Annotated in this window: 25 protein-coding genes and 4 tRNA genes; all 29 read right to left on the bottom strand. The window is 55.0% G+C overall.

From position 1 onward, the window contains the following. Positions 1–26 precede the first annotated feature (26 nt). A tRNA-Leu gene (locus ACZ5TN_RS10235) sits at positions 27–114 on the bottom strand. A gap of 40 nt (positions 115–154) precedes the next feature. Continuing rightward, positions 155–760: a 30S ribosomal protein S2 gene (gene rpsB / locus ACZ5TN_RS10230; protein WP_011250447.1), complete on the bottom strand. Its 606-nt coding sequence runs from the start codon at positions 758–760 to the stop codon at positions 155–157. A 13-nt stretch (positions 761–773) separates the two neighbouring features. Beyond that, positions 774–1,799 carry a hypothetical protein gene (locus tag ACZ5TN_RS10225; protein WP_464916653.1) on the bottom strand — a complete coding sequence of 342 codons (1,026 nt, stop codon included), beginning with the start codon at positions 1,797–1,799 and terminating at the stop codon, positions 774–776. A gap of 6 nt (positions 1,800–1,805) precedes the next feature. Then, positions 1,806–1,979 (bottom strand): DNA-directed RNA polymerase subunit K, encoded by a 174-nt coding sequence (locus tag ACZ5TN_RS10220; protein ID WP_011250449.1) that lies wholly within the window; start codon positions 1,977–1,979, stop codon positions 1,806–1,808. A 36-nt stretch (positions 1,980–2,015) separates the two neighbouring features. Continuing rightward, positions 2,016–2,093, bottom strand: a tRNA-Pro gene (locus tag ACZ5TN_RS10215). 17 nt (positions 2,094–2,110) lie between these two features. Then, complete coding sequence (locus tag ACZ5TN_RS10210) at positions 2,111–2,308, bottom strand: DNA-directed RNA polymerase subunit N (protein WP_011250450.1); 198 nt, start codon at positions 2,306–2,308, stop codon at positions 2,111–2,113. Between the two features lie 32 nt (positions 2,309–2,340). Next, positions 2,341–2,748 carry a 30S ribosomal protein S9 gene (locus tag ACZ5TN_RS10205; RefSeq protein ID WP_062390029.1) on the bottom strand — a complete coding sequence of 136 codons (408 nt, stop codon included), beginning with the start codon at positions 2,746–2,748 and terminating at the stop codon, positions 2,341–2,343. 10 nt (positions 2,749–2,758) lie between these two features. Continuing rightward, positions 2,759–3,187 carry a 50S ribosomal protein L13 gene (gene rplM / locus ACZ5TN_RS10200; protein ID WP_011250452.1) on the bottom strand — a complete coding sequence of 143 codons (429 nt, stop codon included), beginning with the start codon at positions 3,185–3,187 and terminating at the stop codon, positions 2,759–2,761. 6 nt (positions 3,188–3,193) lie between these two features. After that, positions 3,194–3,559 carry a 50S ribosomal protein L18e gene (locus ACZ5TN_RS10195; protein ID WP_054839856.1) on the bottom strand — a complete coding sequence of 122 codons (366 nt, stop codon included), beginning with the start codon at positions 3,557–3,559 and terminating at the stop codon, positions 3,194–3,196. A 61-nt stretch (positions 3,560–3,620) separates the two neighbouring features. After that, positions 3,621–3,708, bottom strand: a tRNA-Leu gene (locus ACZ5TN_RS10190). Between the two features lies 1 nt (position 3,709). Continuing rightward, positions 3,710–4,489 (bottom strand): DNA-directed RNA polymerase subunit D, encoded by a 780-nt coding sequence (locus tag ACZ5TN_RS10185; RefSeq protein ID WP_464917623.1) that lies wholly within the window; start codon positions 4,487–4,489, stop codon positions 3,710–3,712. 30 nt (positions 4,490–4,519) lie between these two features. Continuing rightward, positions 4,520–4,942, bottom strand: a complete 423-nt coding sequence (locus tag ACZ5TN_RS10180; protein WP_011250455.1) for a 30S ribosomal protein S11 — start codon at positions 4,940–4,942, stop codon at positions 4,520–4,522. Next, positions 4,939–5,481 carry a 30S ribosomal protein S4 gene (locus tag ACZ5TN_RS10175; protein WP_011250456.1) on the bottom strand — a complete coding sequence of 181 codons (543 nt, stop codon included), beginning with the start codon at positions 5,479–5,481 and terminating at the stop codon, positions 4,939–4,941. Before ACZ5TN_RS10175 ends, ACZ5TN_RS10180 begins: the two co-directional genes overlap by 4 nt. Before the next feature lie 10 nt (positions 5,482–5,491). Continuing rightward, entirely contained in the window at positions 5,492–5,941 is a 450-nt protein-coding gene (locus ACZ5TN_RS10170; RefSeq protein ID WP_011250457.1) for a 30S ribosomal protein S13, read from the bottom strand. Positions 5,942–5,983: 42 nt separating this feature from the next. Further along, positions 5,984–6,070 (bottom strand) — tRNA-Ser (locus ACZ5TN_RS10165). Next, positions 6,056–6,643: a class I SAM-dependent methyltransferase gene (locus ACZ5TN_RS10160; RefSeq protein WP_011250458.1), complete on the bottom strand. Its 588-nt coding sequence runs from the start codon at positions 6,641–6,643 to the stop codon at positions 6,056–6,058. Before ACZ5TN_RS10160 ends, ACZ5TN_RS10165 begins: the two co-directional genes overlap by 15 nt. 41 nt (positions 6,644–6,684) lie before the next feature. Continuing rightward, a complete protein-coding gene (locus tag ACZ5TN_RS10155) occupies positions 6,685–7,482 on the bottom strand; it encodes a hypothetical protein (protein ID WP_464916652.1) in 798 nt (265 codons plus the stop codon). A 30-nt stretch (positions 7,483–7,512) separates the two neighbouring features. Beyond that, positions 7,513–8,529: an RNA-guided pseudouridylation complex pseudouridine synthase subunit Cbf5 gene (locus tag ACZ5TN_RS10150; RefSeq protein ID WP_464917622.1), complete on the bottom strand. Its 1,017-nt coding sequence runs from the start codon at positions 8,527–8,529 to the stop codon at positions 7,513–7,515. Positions 8,530–8,585: 56 nt separating this feature from the next. Beyond that, positions 8,586–9,296: an SDR family NAD(P)-dependent oxidoreductase gene (locus tag ACZ5TN_RS10145; RefSeq protein WP_464916651.1), complete on the bottom strand. Its 711-nt coding sequence runs from the start codon at positions 9,294–9,296 to the stop codon at positions 8,586–8,588. Between the two features lie 107 nt (positions 9,297–9,403). Beyond that, positions 9,404–9,655 (bottom strand): 50S ribosomal protein L14e, encoded by a 252-nt coding sequence (locus ACZ5TN_RS10140; protein WP_464916650.1) that lies wholly within the window; start codon positions 9,653–9,655, stop codon positions 9,404–9,406. Beyond that, the gene (gene cmk, locus ACZ5TN_RS10135) at positions 9,656–10,237 is read right to left on the bottom strand and encodes a (d)CMP kinase (protein WP_464916649.1); all 582 of its coding nucleotides are present in this window, start codon (positions 10,235–10,237) and stop codon (positions 9,656–9,658) included. Between the two features lie 11 nt (positions 10,238–10,248). Further along, a complete protein-coding gene (locus tag ACZ5TN_RS10130) occupies positions 10,249–10,521 on the bottom strand; it encodes a 50S ribosomal protein L34e (RefSeq protein WP_054839848.1) in 273 nt (90 codons plus the stop codon). A gap of 41 nt (positions 10,522–10,562) precedes the next feature. Continuing rightward, positions 10,563–11,087 carry an EMC3/TMCO1 family protein gene (locus tag ACZ5TN_RS10125; protein ID WP_011250467.1) on the bottom strand — a complete coding sequence of 175 codons (525 nt, stop codon included), beginning with the start codon at positions 11,085–11,087 and terminating at the stop codon, positions 10,563–10,565. Further along, entirely contained in the window at positions 11,080–11,670 is a 591-nt protein-coding gene (locus ACZ5TN_RS10120; protein ID WP_011250468.1) for an adenylate kinase, read from the bottom strand. Before ACZ5TN_RS10120 ends, ACZ5TN_RS10125 begins: the two co-directional genes overlap by 8 nt. An 82-nt stretch (positions 11,671–11,752) precedes the next feature. Beyond that, a complete protein-coding gene (gene secY, locus ACZ5TN_RS10115) occupies positions 11,753–13,201 on the bottom strand; it encodes a preprotein translocase subunit SecY (RefSeq protein WP_464916648.1) in 1,449 nt (482 codons plus the stop codon). A 40-nt stretch (positions 13,202–13,241) separates the two neighbouring features. Next, positions 13,242–13,688, bottom strand: a complete 447-nt coding sequence (locus ACZ5TN_RS10110; protein ID WP_464916647.1) for an uL15 family ribosomal protein — start codon at positions 13,686–13,688, stop codon at positions 13,242–13,244. 11 nt (positions 13,689–13,699) lie between these two features. Beyond that, complete coding sequence (locus ACZ5TN_RS10105) at positions 13,700–14,167, bottom strand: 50S ribosomal protein L30 (protein ID WP_011250471.1); 468 nt, start codon at positions 14,165–14,167, stop codon at positions 13,700–13,702. Positions 14,168–14,178: 11 nt separating this feature from the next. Then, complete coding sequence (rpsE, locus tag ACZ5TN_RS10100) at positions 14,179–14,886, bottom strand: 30S ribosomal protein S5 (protein ID WP_011250472.1); 708 nt, start codon at positions 14,884–14,886, stop codon at positions 14,179–14,181. Then, positions 14,883–15,488 (bottom strand): 50S ribosomal protein L18, encoded by a 606-nt coding sequence (locus tag ACZ5TN_RS10095; protein WP_464916646.1) that lies wholly within the window; start codon positions 15,486–15,488, stop codon positions 14,883–14,885. Before ACZ5TN_RS10095 ends, rpsE begins: the two co-directional genes overlap by 4 nt. Between the last annotated feature and the right edge of the window lie 7 nt (positions 15,489–15,495).

Genomic DNA, 15,495 nt, shown 5'->3' with positions numbered 1-15,495 from the left:
CCTTTGATCTGGAACTTTTAAACCTTTGGTGCGGGGGACGGGATTCGAACCCGCGCAGCCCTACGGCAGCGGATCTTAAGTCCGCCCCCTTTGGCCAGGCTCGGGCACCCCCGCGCGAGGGAAAGTAAAGCGAGGGGCGTTAAAAATTTTCCCCTCAGGTTCTTATGATCCTCATCTCGAAGTCCTCAACCGGTATCTTGAAGTCTTCCCTGCTCTCGATCTCCTTCCTGTTGTAGAGGACTTCCCTGGCAAGTATCCAGTAGATGAGGGCGAGAGCCTTCCTGCCCTTGTTGTTGGTTGGGATTGCGATATCAACGTAGCTCAGGAAGTTCTCGGTGTCAACGAGGGCCACTATGGGTATTCCAATCTCAACGGCCTCCTTAAGGGCCTGGTGGTCGGCCCTCGGGTCGGTAACTATGAGAACGTCGGGCTCAATGAAGTTCTTGACCTGCGGGTTGGTCATAGTTCCTGGAAGGAAACGACCGGGTATAGCTTTGGCGCCAGTGACCTCACCGAACTTCTTAACGGGCCTCTGGCCGTAGAGCCTGACGCTCACGGCAAGTATGCTCTCGGGGTCGAACTTGGCAAGGAACTTTCCAGCGACACGAAGCCTCTCATCGGTCTTCCTAACGTCGAGGACGTAGAGTCCGTCCTGCCTTACCCTGTATATGAACTTCTTCATGTCCTTGGTCTTCTGCTGGGTGCCGATGTGGACACCGGCAGCGAGGTACTGGTCGAGCGGAACGAGATACTCCTCCATCTTTCACACCTCCTCATCCTTCAAACGTTATCACCCTACCCCTTTCACCAAGGTCTTCGGCTATCCTTATCAGCTCGTTGAGCTTGGCGATGGAGTCCTTGCGGAGCACCACCGCCGGACACCTAAAGCCCACGGCCATGTGGGCGAGCGCCTCGTCGGAGGACTCAAAACGAGCCTCCGCGAGGATCGGAACAATCCTCTCCGACTTTGCGTCGTTAATAAGATTGTATAAGTCGGTGAGCGTGCCCAGATTTATCGGCTTTATGGACAGGGCGTTGTAGTAGCGCCTGTCTAGTATGTCCTTCTGGCGGAACAGGTACTCTCCATCTATAAAAACACCGTGAGTTCCGGCAATAAGCTCAAGGAAGAGCTCCTCGTCACCTATTGGTTTTAGATAAGCCACGTTGTTGTCTTCAACGAGGGTCAGCAGTTTTTCCATGTCCATGGGAGCCTTCTGGGCGAGTCCCAGAGCAACATCGAGACCGAGCTCACTGCTGGCTTTTTCTGTTGCCTCCGAGTACCCTTCAACAGTCGCCTCTTTGAGGTTGGAGAGCACGCCGTTTACGGCATCGACAACATCGGTTATCTCCATCAGGTCGCGCACCATTACGTAGTAGTCAAACTCACTGTCGCTCGCGAACTCAAGTATCGGGACTGGGAGTTCAGTGGTGAACGTCCCGCCAAGGTAAGTGTAGAGCGGAAGGTTCTTCTCGCTGGCTGCTGCCTTTGCCGTGGCAACCGATACAGCTAAGGCCGTGTTTGCACCGATGTGGCTGAAGTCCTCGGTGCCGTCTATCTCCCACAGATAGCTGTCTATAAGCTCCTGCTCCGTTGCGTCAAACCCGATAAGCTCTGGCCCTATTATCTCGTCAACCTCACTGACGGCCCTGTGGGCTTCCGCTATGTAGAGATCCGGATTCTCGTCTACCGGGGCGGCGAACCTGCCAAAACCCGAGCTAGTTATAACGTCAACCTCAACCGAATACCTGCCGCCCCTGAGTACTGTTACCCTGCCGACTATGTTCTCTATCACCGTCATCTCTCATCAGCTCGGCCTTATTACGGTGATCGGTATCACACCTTTCTCGAACTCGAGGAGAGCCGCCTGAAGGGGAGTAATTCCCTCGGGTACATCGATTAGCACCGGGGCTCCCATCGCTATCTGGAGAGCCCTGGCTCCAATGATGCGGGCCTTTTCAAAGCGGGTGTACCTAAACACGACTACCACCCCACTTCCTGTGCACAGATCAAATTTTGGTGGGGCCGCCGGGATTTGAACCCGGGTCTCCGGCACCCCAAGCCGGGAGGATAGACCAAGCTACCCCACGGCCCCGCCCAGAAATGCGGTTTTTAGTAGACTTTATAAACCATTACCTGGTCGATCAGCTCTACGTGGCTCAGCAGGGTTCTCCTGCAGCAGTACCTCTCAACACCGAGGTCGTCGAGGACCTTACCCGGGTCTTCCCCGGCCTCAACCCTCTTCTTGAACTCGTAGTACTTGTCTGCGAGCACCTTTCCGCAGGTGAAGCACCTGACGGGGACTATCATTTTTCACACCTCAAAGGGTTAAAGGAAAGGCATCAGCGGTATGACTTCTGCCTCTTGGCCCTCGGACCCTTGGTTGAGCGGTTGGGCTTGTGGGGCTCGGTTCTCCTGCTGTCGCCGACGAGCATTGTCCTGTCGTACTTCATAAACTTTTCCTTCAGGTTCATGTCGTTGGTCCACTCAACGAGGGCCCTGGCTATGGCAACTCTAGCTGCCTCAGCCTGGCCCATGAAGCCTCCGCCCTCAACCTTGACGTCTATGTCAACCTTGCTGACGATCTCTTCACCTGCAAGGATGAGCGGCTCCATGATGGTGAAGCGCGCTATCTCCGGCTCGATGATCTCGACGGGCTTGTGGTTGATCCTGACGCGGCCCTTTCCTTCCCTTATAGTGGCCCTCGCAACGGCCGTCTTCCTCTTACCAGCAGTCTGGATGACCCTCATTTTTCTCACCTCAGAACTTTCCACCGAGGAACTTCGCGACCTCTCCAACGGTAACGTACTTCGGAGTGGCAAGCCTCGACATGTGGGCCTCGCTTATGGTCTCGAACTCCTTGCCCTCGAACTCCTTGGGAACTCCGACGTAGACCTTGAGCCTCTTGAAGGCCTTCCTTCCGCGGTCGGTCTTCCAGGGGAGCATGCCCCTAACAGTTCTCCTGACGATCTCGTCGCTCCTCTTCGGATAGAACGGACCCCTCCTCGGGTTGGTCCTGGTTCTGAGCTCGGTCCTCTGCTTGTACTTGGCGAAGATGTCCTCCCTGTTGCCGGTGATGATGGCCTTTTCGGCGTTGACGATGACTACCTCCTCGCCCTCGAGGAGCATCTTGGCGACCTTCGAGGCGAGCCTTCCGAGTATGAGTCCTTCAGCGTTAATTATCCTCATGGCCCATCACTCCATTATGATTACTCCACTACCCTTCGGGTTTCTCTCCATAAGCTCCTCAATGCTTATGGCCTCTCCACCGGCCTCGATTATCTTCCTCCTGGCTGCCTCGCTGAACTTCCAAGCTGCAACGACGACCTTGTGCTCAAGCCTTCCTGCACCGAGGACGCTTCCCGGGACGATAACAACATCGCCATCCTTGGTGTAGCGGTTGATCCTGCTGATGTTCACCTCAGCCCTCTGCCTCCTGGGCTTCTCAAGGCGCCAGGCGATGTCCTTCCATATCTTGACTCCTTCCTCGTTTGACTTTTTCCTGAGGGTGCGGATGAGCCTTCTCAGGTTAATATCGGTCGGTCCAGTTCTCTTAACCATGAACATACCTCCTCACAGCTCTCGCAGGGAAACCGACAGTCGGACGGGGTGAGCGTAATTATGGTGCGGGGGCGGGGATTTGAACCCCGGAACCCCTACGGGACGGGACCCTGAATCCCGCGCCTTTGGCCAGGCTCGGCTACCCCCGCGTCAGTCGGCTAATTTATGGAGCTCGTTTATAAATCTATCGCTCTTCCTCATGAGTATTTTGAGCGCTATGCTCACGATTTCCTCAACGGGAAGTTCACCGTTCGTTTCGACGGTAAACACGAATGAACCGGGCACTATCTCCTCTCTGATCCCCCTACCCATGTGCTCCTCGAACTTCCTGGGCAGGTAAAAGGCCTTTATCGTGGTTATGACTATCTCCTCATCACTCTCCTCGACGGGGAGTCCGCGCCTCTCAGCGAGCTCTTTGAGCTCCTCCCAGTCGGGAACGTCTTTGCTGACGTGTATCTTGGTCAGGTACTTGTAGTACACGAAGCCCGGTTGCCACTTGGCGTGATCCTTTCCGCGGCCGAGCCTCGCATAAGCGTTGAACGTTAGTCTCTGACCTTCTGCGAGCTTTACTATGGGGATGTTCGGGTTGGCGGGCTTTACATCTCCATCGCTACTCTTGAGGTCGCCCGAGTACACCATGCCAGGGCCCTCAGCCTCAAGCGAGAGGGTAACCGTGTAGTCATCAAGCTCAAGGGCATCGAGCGAGAACCTCTCATGAGGAGTCGTGAGCGGTATCATGGCAAGCCTGTGCGCTATTATCTCGTCGAAAAGTGCAGAATCGTTCTCTAGGAACTCGACCTCATCAACGGCAAAGGTTGGGACTTCCGAGAGAATAGTCCTTCTAAGGGCGTTCGCGAACGGTACATCAACGCCGCTGACGATGAACTTTATTGAGTCGGGCCTCTTCTCAAGAATCTTGAACTCTACCATTGGCATCACCAAAAAAGAAGTTGTAGGGGATCAGACGCGCCTGCCCCTTCTCCCGCCCTTCGGCCTGGTACCGTCGTGCGGGATCGGGGTGACGTCCTCAACCCTTCCAATCCTAAGGCCGGCCCTGGAGAGGGCCCTAATGGCTGCCTGAGCACCTGGTCCCGGGCTCTTGCTCTTGCTTCCTCCAGGGGCGCGGACCTTGATGTGGACGCCGGTGATGCCCTTCTCCATGGCCTCTTCGGCGGCCCTTCTCGCGGCTATCATAGCAGCATACGGTGAGGGCTCGTCCCTGTCGGCCTTGACGACCATACCACCGCTCCACCTGGAGATGGTCTCGGCCCCGGTGAGGTCCGTGATGTGGATGATGGTGTTGTTGTATGAGGAGTAGATGTGGGCGACACCCCACTTCTCCTTCTTCTTTATGTTAACCTGAGTGGTCTGCTCCTCGCTCATGCCTCACCACCCTGCTTAGCCTGTTCGATAACCATCCTCTCGGGGTGGCCCTCCTTGGCGAAGGGTGAGCCCTTGGCGTAGGTTATCGTGTCCTCCTCCTCGCGGAGGACGAGGTAGCCAGGAGAGCGGATGACCTGACCGTTAACCTCGATGTGGCCGTGAACGATGAGCTGCCTAGCCTGCTTCATAGTCCTGGCGAGGCCCTTCCTGTAGACGATGGTCTGAAGCCTCCTCTCAAGGACGTCCTCAACGGTGAGCGAGAGAACATCATCGAGGACTGCATCGGCCGGAAGAAGGCCAAGCCTGTAGAGCCTCTGGAGGAGCTGCTGCCTCTCGATTTCGGCCTGCTTTCCACGGGCCGCAAGGAGCCTTCTAGCCCTACGCCTGAACTCCTTGAGCTGGGTCTCGTGGCGCCAGAGCTCCTTCTTGTTCTTGAGGGCGTAGTTCCTCTTCAGAACCCTCTCGCGGTCAAGCCTCTCCTTAATCCACGGGTGAGAGGGAGTTTCGTACTTCTTCCTCTGCCTCTTCGGGTCTCCCATTTACACCACCTCACTTCTTCCTTCTGCTCACACCGACGGTTGTACCGTGCCTGAAGTTGGACCTGGTCCTCTGTCCCCTGACAGGGAGACCGAGCTCGTGCCTTATACCGCGGTAAGCCCTGATCCTCCTGAGCCTGTTGACATCCTCACGCCAGGCCATAACGAGCTTGGCAGTGATGAGGTGCATGTCCTTGCCAGTCTCGTAGTCCTTCGGCCTGTTTACGGCCCAAGCGGGTATTCCGTGGGCGACCGGGTCAGCGAGTATCTCCTCGATCTTCTTCACCTGCTCGTCGGTGAGGTAACCTGCCTTCATGAACGGGTCTATTCCTGCAACCCTGAGCACCATTGTGGCGAAGTTTATGCCGATGCCCTTTATGCCCGTAAGGGCCCACCTAACCTGCTTATGTCCGTCTATATCCACTCCCGCAACACGGACGATGTGCCTAAAGTTCTCGGTCATTACGAATACACCTCCACATCCCTTTGAAACGATAAGGGATTTTGGCGCCGGGACGGGGATTTGAACCCCGGTGGCCATACGGCCACGGGCTCTCAAGGCCCGCGCCATCCCAGGCTAGGCGATCCCGGCATACACCCGATAGCCGCTCCCCTTCGCGAGCTCTCTCACTTCGGTGAAAGTCTCATCCATGAGGGACTTAATATACTTTGCCCCCTGCTTGGTCTTGATGACCAGCTGGAGGTAGCCACCATCGTTCAGATGCCGTGGAGCGTTTATAACTATTTCCCTCAGGACTTCCTTCCCTGCGTGCACAGGGGGGTTCGTGATTATGGAGTCGAACTTTTCTCCAGCGACCGGTTCGTAGAGACTCCCCCAGCGAACCTCTGCGTTCCTAACGCCGTTGATTTTTAAGTTTTTCTTCGCTATGCTGACCGCCCTGCGGTTTACATCAGTCATGACGACATAATCCACAAAGCGAGAGGCAACGATGCCTATGGGACCGTATCCACAGCCGAGGTCAAGGACCCTCCACCCTGGCTGAAGAACCATGCTCTCGATGAGGAGTTCCGTTCCCCTGTCGAGCCTGCCGAAGGAGAAAACCCCGCTCGCTGTGATGAACTTGAAACAGTGCCCTCTAACGCAGACTTCGATAGTCTTCGTCTTCAGCGGAGTGCTCGGCTCTTCTGAGTAGTAGTGGCTCATGGTCGGGGATTCGATAAGGGGTTTATAAAGGTGAAGGAAAGCTAAACTCCCCGTATTAGATTCCACGCAATAGCTGCACCCAACACCGCAACAAGGAGGAGGACAAGGAAGCCAAGCTTCCCCCGCTTCGGGAATAGATAGGCCTCAACGGTACCAAAGGCGGCACTCTGAGCGGACAGTAGAAGAAGGTCTTTGAAGAGCTGATCGTTTCTGCCCAACCTCAAAAGTTCATCGACCATCTCAATGGAAGAACTTTCTACAATGTGTCCCAGGAGGTAAACACCAACCAGCAAACCGGCACCGAACAGAGAGGTCTGTATAATCCACAGGCCGAGGTCCCTAGCCGATGTTACCGTCCATTCCTTCCCAGAGGCGAGAGCATACAAAGTGAAGGGAATGTCTAATATCCACTGCACCATGAGGAGGAAGATAGGGATAAACGAAAAAATTTCCAGAAACATGGCGACCACGGAAATTGCCGCCCCCACAACGTTTCCGGTCAAAAAGAGGGCCATGCCGAGCAGATACCAAACGATTATGTGATGACCAATTATTTCCTGTACATCCTTCACAAACCTGTCCCTGCCCCAGTTCTCCTCGAGGATTACGTGGAGCCGCTTAACGTCTTCCCTCCGATAGCCGTGCTTCTCAAGATAGCGGCCGATGAAAAAGAGAGCAGAAACTCCGAAGAGCGGGAGAAGTGCAAACATCGTCACGAGCAGTCCAGCATCTATGGTTTCTCTACCACTGCGGGCCCCCAAAAAGAGGAGGGCCATTAATATGGAAATCATACCAACAACGGTCTCAATTACCAGCTTGAGGCCCTTCCTCCCCTCCATGAAAAGCACCCCAAAGAAGGGAAAGAGAAATCACTCTTTCTCCTTCCACAGCTTGGGATACCAGTCCCTCGGCATGAAGACCTTGTCCACATCGACCGCTATGCCCTTGCTCTTCTGGAGCATCTCACCGGTTGTCATCATGGCTTTGCCTAGTGCAACAAGCTCGTCCTTGAGGGTCATTATTGCAACGAGGTCTCCCTTCTTTATTCCCTTGTGGAGCTTGACTACGCCAGGAACTGCTAAATCAGCGCCGTGAGTAACAGCGGCAACTGCAGAGTCCCTTATCCAGACCTTGGGCAAATGTTCTACTGCCTTCTCCATCGGCTGGATTGCCTTCCTGAAGTACTCCTCAACCCCGTCCTCCTTCCAGAAGTGGTAGTAGTCCACGAGGTCATGGAGCGTTACGAGGGTCTCATCCTCCTTGAAAGGGCCACTTCTCGTTCTCCTGAGCTCGGCCATGTGGGCACCGACCCCGAGGGCGAGGCCGAGGTGGTGTATGAGCGAACGGATGTAGGTTCCAGCCTCGACTCCAACCCTGAAGAGAACGTCCCTGCCCTCTATCTCCAGCACGTCTATGTAGTAGACCTTCCTCGTCCTGAGCCTCCTCTTTACCGCACTCCTCAGCGGCGGCCTCTGTATTATCTCTCCCTGGAACTCCCTCATAACGGCGAGTATCTTGTCCTCGGGAACGTCGCCGTGGAGGTGCATCAAAGCCACGTACTCCTTTCCAGCTGGCAGAAGGGCCTGCACAACCCTTGTTGCTCTCTCCAGGGCAACCGGAAGGACTCCACTGACCTTCGGATCTAGCGTTCCACCGTGTCCTGCCTTGTTAAGGTTCAGTATCCTCTTGACCCAGGCGACGACCTCGTGGCTCGTCGGCCCGGGCGGCTTGTCGAGGTTGATTATGCCGAACTGGATGTGCATCTCGATTGGCCGTTTCTCCGGCGGAAAGCCCCACTTCGGATTCGTCTCGGCCTTCTCGTCCTTCACAACCACTTCCCTCTTGATGTCAGCGGGAAGGATCCTCCTCACTTCGTCCCTCGCCATGATCATCACCAATAAGCGTTATCGGTCTAAGTTTGTTCCCCGCTTTATAAATCCACCTAATATCTGAAGCGGTATGTAAAGACGGGCCAGTTGGGCAGGTATTTAACGAGCTTCAGGTAGCCGGGCACAAAGACCTCACGCTTGTTCTTTTTAATGCCGTTAAGCACCGCATCGGCTACCCGCTCAGGTTCGATTGACCCCCTGGGAATCTTACCCTTCCAGAACTCGCTCTTCACCTGCTTGGGATAGACTCTAATCGTGCTTATTCCCAGCTCCGCCAGCTCCTTCTCTAGGTTCACAGTTAGATAATGGAGCGCACCTTTGGTGGCGCAGTATGAGGGGATCTCAGGGACATTGACAAAGGCAACGCCGCTTATTACAAAGACGACCTTTGAGCCCTTCCCGAGAAACGGGAGGAGCTCCTTCGTAAGCCAGATGGGAGTAAAGACGTTTACTCTGAATATGTTCTCAAGCTCTTCACTGGAATGCTCCAGGAGGGGCTTTCTGATGGCGTAGCCAGCGTTGTTTATGAGCAGGTCGAGCTTTCTTATTCCCATACTAGCTAAAGCATCCCTGATTTTGGCCGGAGCTTCCGTGTCGGAAAGGTCAGCAGCTATGTAATCAAAGCTTTTCAGGGCCTTGGATAGCTCCCTGAGCTTATCCTCTCTCCTCGCAACACAGATTACGTGGTAGCCCTGCCTAACAAGCCTCTCTGACAGTGCCCTCCCAATGCCGCCGGTGGCGCCAGTAATTAGGGCAGTCTTCATAACCTCTCACCAAAGTTTATGCCCAGAACAGGGCTATAAAATCTTGGGATACAAAAGGCAGAACAAAGAACCAGAACCGAGAATGAGAATTGTGAGGGGAAGGCCCCTCACTCGAGGCTGATTCCAGCCCCCTCGAGGGCAGCCTTGATCTCCTCGTCGGAAGCGCCGCGCTGAATGTTGACCTTTTCCGGAAGGGGCTCGAGGTGCTTGACGTTCATCCTCCTGCGCTTGACCTTGTTGAGGCCAGCACCGGTAACGAGGACGAAGTTCTTGTCGATTATGTCGGCAACGACGACCTTCTGTCCAGCCCTCCTTCCGGCGATAACGACGGCAATCCTTCCAACCTCAATAGCTGGCATTCATCCCACCTCCTTTTCTTTTTCATCCTCCCCCGCGTCACCGCTGGGGGAAAGGTGGTCGATGGCGGCCTTCACAATCGCGAAGACGCCATCGGGGCCCCAGTGGGCCGTGTTAATAATCAAGTCATAAATGGACTTGTCCTCGATGTCGATTCCGTAGAGGTTTAAATACCTTTTCCTGTTCTGCTTCTCCCTCTCGGCTATCTTAACGAAGGCCTCCTCAACGGAGATGCCTTCCCTCTTGGCAACCCTCTTGGCGCGCTCCATTATCGGAGCGTCAAGCCAGATTTTCAGGTCAGCATTCTTGACCATCCAGCCAGCGAGGCGGCCTTCAATAACGACGTTGCACTCCTTGGCTGCCTCGATCTGCCTTCTGTCAATTTCCCTGTCTATCTCAGGGTGTAGCTCCACGTACTTCTGAAACTCCTCGAGGGTCATACCCATTTCCTTGGCCATCTGTCTGAATATAAGCCCGGCGTAGACGTGCTTGAAGCCGTAGTGCTTGGCGAGGTTCCTGCAGAGGGTTGTTGTGCCGGACCCTGCCAGACCGCTGACGGTTATGACGAGGCAGCCCTTGGGCATTCCGCACCACGTCAGGCAGTGATTGAAGCCCTAACCTGGGCCTTCATGACCTTCCTCATGCAGCTCGGGCAGAGGTTCGGGTAGGGCCTCTCGGGCCTCTTCTTGGTCTTCGGAAGCTTCCTGAGCTCGCTAGGCCTGCCGCGCGGGACGCCGTTGAGCGGCCTGCCGCACATAGCGCAGTGGGCTATCTTTGGCTTCCTTCTCTCGAAGTGGATGACGGTCCTTCCACCGGGAGTCCTGACGTACTTCCTCCTCCATGACCTTGACCTGTACATGGGCTTCATACTCTCACCTCGCAACCTCATTTTGCAGAGCGTTTTTAAATTTATCCCATATTAAGGAACTTCCTCAGTATCATACCGACCGCGTAGCTGGTCAGGAAGTACCAGCCGACGTATCCGAGCTGGTCGGGCGGCAGCGCCGAGTGCTGCCAGCTGTGGAACCAGTCAAAGAGGAAGAAGTTGAAGGGGGCTTTGACTATTCCAACCTCGACGTACCAGCGCCTGAGCCACGCGAAGAATATCCAAAATACGGGAAGCGTCAGGAACATTGGGATCATCTGCTGCTGCATAAGTTCACTCTGCATCTTCATAAGCTCCATCTGCTTCTTTTGAACTTTTTTAAGCTTCTTTTCGTCGCCACTCTTCTGAGCTTCACGCATCTCCTTCTGGAGCTCTTTGGCAAGCTTCTGCATGTGCCTCTGCTTCTCAATATCCGTGAAGAAGTAGTAGATCAAAGTGTAAGTCCCGCCGATTATTGCCCCAGCTACCGTAATGACCCACATGGGATGGTAGCCAGTTATGAACGGTCCAAACAGGTTGTCAAGGAACGCGTATATTCCCTCAAGCATACTCACTCACCGCCAGATCGAGTACTTTAACGAGCTCGTTTACGGCCTCTTCAAGACCTTTATCCTCGTGGTTTTCAATGATTTTGATAAGCGCGTTAGAGTGCATTGCGTACGCTATGGCCGCGGCCCTGTTGAGATCCTGATGCCTCGCTATCTGCTCCTCGGTCTCAACGTCCCTATCCCTCTTGAGGTCACGCAGGCGCCTTCCGAGGATTTCACTCGGGGCAGCCTCAATAATGACTATAAAGTTCGGATTGAGGATTTCTATAACCTCCCTTGGAAATCCGAGAAGGTATCCAGCGGGGGTCCGGATAGTCGCGTGGGTATCGAGCAGAACGGGTTCTTTCCTGGCAATCTCAACAATCCTCTGGGCGACTTTAAGCTGAAGTTCCTTCTGGGTCAGGGGGTCAAGCTTTCTCATCTCGTCCCTGTGCTTCACAAGCCCCATATTGACGGCCTCTTCGAACATCAGATCCCCAAAATTGACGAGTCTAAACTTGGCTCGGGTCTTTTTGAGGGCCAGCTTCGTTATGGTGCTCTTGCCCACACCTGGAATACCCGTGATCACGACAACAAACGGCATGGCTCTCACCCAGAGGACTCAAAGATTTACTCCAAAAGGATACAGAAAAACGAGCTTAAAAGGTTTTGCAAAAAGGAAAGGGTCACTTGGCGAAGAACTTCCTGAGTGCAGGGAACATCTCGGTGGCCTGTTCCCTGGCTATCTCCTCGTAGAACCTGTAGAGTATACCTACCGTCAGGAGAATTCCTGTTCCAGTACCGAGAGCACCGAGGAAGTCCGCCAGCACTGCCACGAGGGCTATGGTGAAGGAGCCCCAGAATGTCACGTATGGAATGTACCTCTGAAGGACCCTCTCGAGGATTCTTGGATCCCTCCTGAAACCGGGTATCTGGAGACCAGCGTTCTGGAGCTGCCTTGCAATGCTCCTAGCGTCAAGGCCCGTGAGCTCAACCCACAGGAATCCAAAGATCAGCGACCAGAATATTGTCATTAACGCGTACACCAGCGCCCTCACTGGGTCGTTGATCACGTGGAAGATGTCCCTGGGCGGGTAGAGGTATATGACGAAACCACCGACTGGATTGCCTGCGCTGTCGAACTGGCCAAGGATTGGGTGGCCGTAGTTGGCGAGGAGCCTAGCCCAGAGCTGTATGTTGGCGTAGAGTGCCATAGTAAGGATGATCGGAATGTTGCTGACGTACATGAACCTTATCGGATACCTGCCGCGGACAGTAACACGGCCGTAGCTGAGGGGTATCTCGACGCGCATGCTCTCCAGATAGACGACCACGAGGAAGACCACTATCGTTCCAATCAGCTTTACGATGTCTGGAAGGGTTCCACCACGGTATATTGCGCCGCTTATGTCCCCTTTGAGGATGTGCTGAATGAAAGCAGGAATCGCACCGACCAGGGCAGGTTCTCCGGTGAGCGGGTCTATGTACTGGTTGCTCTGAACGGGAGCCAGGGATTTGTAGATAACCGTCTGGGAGACACCCGCAGCAATGAAGAGGCTGATACCGCTTCCGATGCCCCACTTGCTCACCAGCTCGTCCAGGAGTATGAGCAGTGTCGAGGCTAGACCGAGCTGGAGAACGATGAGGAGTGCAAGGCCTATTCCAATGTAGATCGGCCCGTTGGGGATTGAAACGGTCTGGAACGCACCTATTCCGGTGTTCACCTTACCGAAGGCACCGGCGAATACATAGATGAACGCCTCGAAAAAGCTCATGAACACGGCGAATACCCTTTGGGTGGCCTGGTAAAAGCGCCTGTCCTCGGGATTTGAGAGGTCGAGCCTAACTATCTCAGAACCAACGAGAAGCTGCATGATTATACTGGCGGTAACGATTGGACCGATACCGAGGGTCAGGAGCGAGCCGCTCCTACCTGCGAGCACGAAACGGAGTGTTGCAAAATAATCCTGAACCTGCTGGGGTATTCCATAGAGGGGTATCTCGGCCAGAACGAAGTAGAGCAGCAGGGCAATCCCTGTCCACATGAATTTTTCCTTTAGGGGAACGTGCCTCTTGGGCCTTTCAACTTCTGGGAACCAGCGTTCGATGGCGTAGACTACTTCCCGGACTCCCATCTTCAACACCTGTGGGATTGTTAAAAGTTAAAGAAGACAGTCAGGCGAGGAGAACCTCGCCGCCAGCAGCCTTGATCTTCTCCTCTGCCTTGGGGGTAACGTAGTAGGCCTTCACGGCGAGGGCCCTTGTGAGCTTACCTGTGCCGAGTATCTTGTCAACGCCGAGGGCAGTCGCGTCGAAGACGAGCTTTCCGTCCTCCTCGTATATTATGCCCGCATCCTTGAACAGTTCAAAGTTCTCGTCTATGTCGTTGAGGTTTATGACCTTCGGGATGTACTGAACTGCTTTCGGCCTGTGGAAGCCCCTCTTACCGAGCCTGTCCGGGGCGTACTTGATGGTCCAAGTCCACTTCTGGTCCTTCCTCTTACCGGTGCCCGCCATACCGCGGCCACCCTTGCTTCCACCGCCGCGGTGCTTCTTCTTGCAGCCCCATCCGTGAGTGTGACTTCCGCGGAGCTTCCTAACCTTCTTCCTCCTCCTAATCATCTCTCGCCACCTCAGAGCATTCTCTCAATGAGCTCGTTTATCTTCTCGCCGCGGTAACCGAGTGCTCCGCCCTCCTTGAAGGAGCGCTTCTTGCTGCCCTTAAGGCCGCCCCTCGGCGGGTGGAGCCTGAAGACCGGCTTGATGTTCGGCAGATCCCTGAGCTTCATCTCGCCGTTGACGACCTTCTCGGCGAACTCCTCGATCGTCATGCCGAGCTTCTCCTTGACGTACTCGTCGGTTATCGGCTTGTTTCCTATGAGTCTGCCCCTCTTCCTGAGGAGCTTGGCTAGGGTCTCCTTGTCGATCTCGCCCCAGGTTATGTAGTCCTTGACCTTCTGAATCATTCCGCGGTAGCTCGGGGTGTCGTCAACTATGACAAGGTGGTTGATCCTGTGGAGGCGGAGCATGGCGAGGGTGTCTCTCACTTCACCCCTCGCCCTAATCCCGCTCCTAAGCCTGATGAGCGCAAGCTTTGCCATCTTCTCTCACCTCACTCAACCTCGAAGGTCGTGGGCATCGCCCTACCCACGACGATACCGTAGCGCTCGATGTCCTCGGGCTTGATGGCAACGCGGTTGGTGTTGTAGAGGGCGTTGAACACTGCCTTCGCGAAGTTGACGGTGGTTCTAGTCTCACCGAGGGTCTGTGACCAGACGTCCTGAACGCCGGCCAGCGTGAGTATCTTCTTGCCCACGTCACCGATAACGAGGCCGAGGCCACGCGGTCCGGGCATGAGCTTGACGCGGACGCTGCCTTCCTTCCCCTCGACGGCGAACGGAATTGAGTGCGGCCTCCTGCACCTGCACTCCCAGCTTCCACAGCCGCGCTTGATCTCGATGATGTTCATCTTGGCGTAGTTGATGGCCTTCCTGATGGCTATACCGACTTCCCTTCCGTGGCCGATTCCAAGGCCGACGTAGCCGTCCCTGTTGCCAACGGCAGCGAGAACCCTGAACCTGATCCTCCTGCCGCTGTCGGTCATTCTCACCGTGAGGGCTATGTCGAGTACTTCCTGGTTCTCCCTGAGGTTGACCTCCGGAAGGAGGACGTCAACGATCTCGGGCTCCTTTATCTGGTAGCCCTTCCTAAATATCTCGTGAATGTCAGTGATCTGGCCTTCCTTAACGAGCCTGCCGAGCTTGGTCTTTGGTTCCCACTCCTCAAGAACCCTCTGGGCTATCTCTCTCGGGTCGCTCATTCTCTCGCCCCCTCAAACTTCTCGATTATCTTGGCCTTAACCTCTTCAAAGTGCTCGGGGAGCTTCTCGGGCTCAAGGCCCTTGACGAGATATCCAGAGAACTGCTTCCTGTAGAGGGCCTCGTCCTCCTCCTTGAGGGCCTTGGCGTAGTTGGCTATGTGCTCGCCGTTTATCCTGTAGTCCTCTGGATAGATCTCCTCGCTGTGCGGGACGTTTAAACCAGCATCAACGGCACCCTTGAGGACCGCGAAGATGCTCGAACCCCTGGTCGGCGGGTGGAGACCTATGTCGAGGATGGCCTCCTCTATACCCGCCTGCTTGGCCTTGTAGCCGATGAGGAGACCGAGCAGGTAAGCGCTAGGAGTGTTTCCTCCGTGTCCCTTCCAGCCGAAGTCCCTCATGAGCTCCCTGGTGTGAGCTGAAACGAGCGTTTTGTCTCCCTTCGGGTCGTAGACAACGATCTGAGCAATGTGGTGGTTGAGGGTCTTCCTCACGACGAGCCTCGGCTTCTTGCTCTTGAGGAGCTTGAGCCTCTTGTGATAGTTAGTCTTACCCTCTCTCCTCCTTCTGAACGGAACCCTATACCTCGGTCCGTGTGCCATCTCTCTC

Source organism: Thermococcus sp. JCM 11816, from assembly GCF_055396515.1.
The sequence above is the reverse complement of the archived record's forward strand: the minus strand, read 5'-3'. Positions and strand labels throughout refer to the sequence as shown.

What these genes read in the sequence shown, in the direction of transcription:
- rpsB (WP_011250447.1), bottom strand. Translation starts at nt 760, where the DNA reads ATGGAGGAGTATCTCGTTCCGCTCGACCAGTACCTCGCTGCCGGTGTC.
- ACZ5TN_RS10225 (WP_464916653.1), bottom strand. Translation starts at nt 1,799, where the DNA reads ATGACGGTGATAGAGAACATAGTCGGCAGGGTAACAGTACTCAGGGGC.
- ACZ5TN_RS10210 (WP_011250450.1), bottom strand. Translation starts at nt 2,308, where the DNA reads ATGATAGTCCCCGTCAGGTGCTTCACCTGCGGAAAGGTGCTCGCAGAC.
- ACZ5TN_RS10205 (WP_062390029.1), bottom strand. Translation starts at nt 2,748, where the DNA reads ATGAGGGTCATCCAGACTGCTGGTAAGAGGAAGACGGCCGTTGCGAGG.
- rplM (WP_011250452.1), bottom strand. Translation starts at nt 3,187, where the DNA reads ATGAGGATAATTAACGCTGAAGGACTCATACTCGGAAGGCTCGCCTCG.
- ACZ5TN_RS10195 (WP_054839856.1), bottom strand. Translation starts at nt 3,559, where the DNA reads ATGGTTAAGAGAACTGGACCGACCGATATTAACCTGAGAAGGCTCATC.
- ACZ5TN_RS10185 (WP_464917623.1), bottom strand. Translation starts at nt 4,489, where the DNA reads ATGGTAGAGTTCAAGATTCTTGAGAAGAGGCCCGACTCAATAAAGTTC.
- ACZ5TN_RS10180 (WP_011250455.1), bottom strand. Translation starts at nt 4,942, where the DNA reads ATGAGCGAGGAGCAGACCACTCAGGTTAACATAAAGAAGAAGGAGAAG.
- ACZ5TN_RS10175 (WP_011250456.1), bottom strand. Translation starts at nt 5,481, where the DNA reads ATGGGAGACCCGAAGAGGCAGAGGAAGAAGTACGAAACTCCCTCTCAC.
- ACZ5TN_RS10170 (WP_011250457.1), bottom strand. Translation starts at nt 5,941, where the DNA reads ATGACCGAGAACTTTAGGCACATCGTCCGTGTTGCGGGAGTGGATATA.
- ACZ5TN_RS10160 (WP_011250458.1), bottom strand. Translation starts at nt 6,643, where the DNA reads ATGAGCCACTACTACTCAGAAGAGCCGAGCACTCCGCTGAAGACGAAG.
- ACZ5TN_RS10155 (WP_464916652.1), bottom strand. Translation starts at nt 7,482, where the DNA reads ATGGAGGGGAGGAAGGGCCTCAAGCTGGTAATTGAGACCGTTGTTGGT.
- ACZ5TN_RS10150 (WP_464917622.1), bottom strand. Translation starts at nt 8,529, where the DNA reads ATGGCGAGGGACGAAGTGAGGAGGATCCTTCCCGCTGACATCAAGAGG.
- ACZ5TN_RS10145 (WP_464916651.1), bottom strand. Translation starts at nt 9,296, where the DNA reads ATGAAGACTGCCCTAATTACTGGCGCCACCGGCGGCATTGGGAGGGCA.
- ACZ5TN_RS10140 (WP_464916650.1), bottom strand. Translation starts at nt 9,655, where the DNA reads ATGCCAGCTATTGAGGTTGGAAGGATTGCCGTCGTTATCGCCGGAAGG.
- cmk (WP_464916649.1), bottom strand. Translation starts at nt 10,237, where the DNA reads ATGCCCAAGGGCTGCCTCGTCATAACCGTCAGCGGTCTGGCAGGGTCC.
- ACZ5TN_RS10130 (WP_054839848.1), bottom strand. Translation starts at nt 10,521, where the DNA reads ATGAAGCCCATGTACAGGTCAAGGTCATGGAGGAGGAAGTACGTCAGG.
- ACZ5TN_RS10125 (WP_011250467.1), bottom strand. Translation starts at nt 11,087, where the DNA reads ATGCTTGAGGGAATATACGCGTTCCTTGACAACCTGTTTGGACCGTTC.
- ACZ5TN_RS10120 (WP_011250468.1), bottom strand. Translation starts at nt 11,670, where the DNA reads ATGCCGTTTGTTGTCGTGATCACGGGTATTCCAGGTGTGGGCAAGAGC.
- secY (WP_464916648.1), bottom strand. Translation starts at nt 13,201, where the DNA reads ATGGGAGTCCGGGAAGTAGTCTACGCCATCGAACGCTGGTTCCCAGAA.
- ACZ5TN_RS10110 (WP_464916647.1), bottom strand. Translation starts at nt 13,688, where the DNA reads ATGATTAGGAGGAGGAAGAAGGTTAGGAAGCTCCGCGGAAGTCACACT.
- ACZ5TN_RS10105 (WP_011250471.1), bottom strand. Translation starts at nt 14,167, where the DNA reads ATGGCAAAGCTTGCGCTCATCAGGCTTAGGAGCGGGATTAGGGCGAGG.
- rpsE (WP_011250472.1), bottom strand. Translation starts at nt 14,886, where the DNA reads ATGAGCGACCCGAGAGAGATAGCCCAGAGGGTTCTTGAGGAGTGGGAA.
- ACZ5TN_RS10095 (WP_464916646.1), bottom strand. Translation starts at nt 15,488, where the DNA reads ATGGCACACGGACCGAGGTATAGGGTTCCGTTCAGAAGGAGGAGAGAG.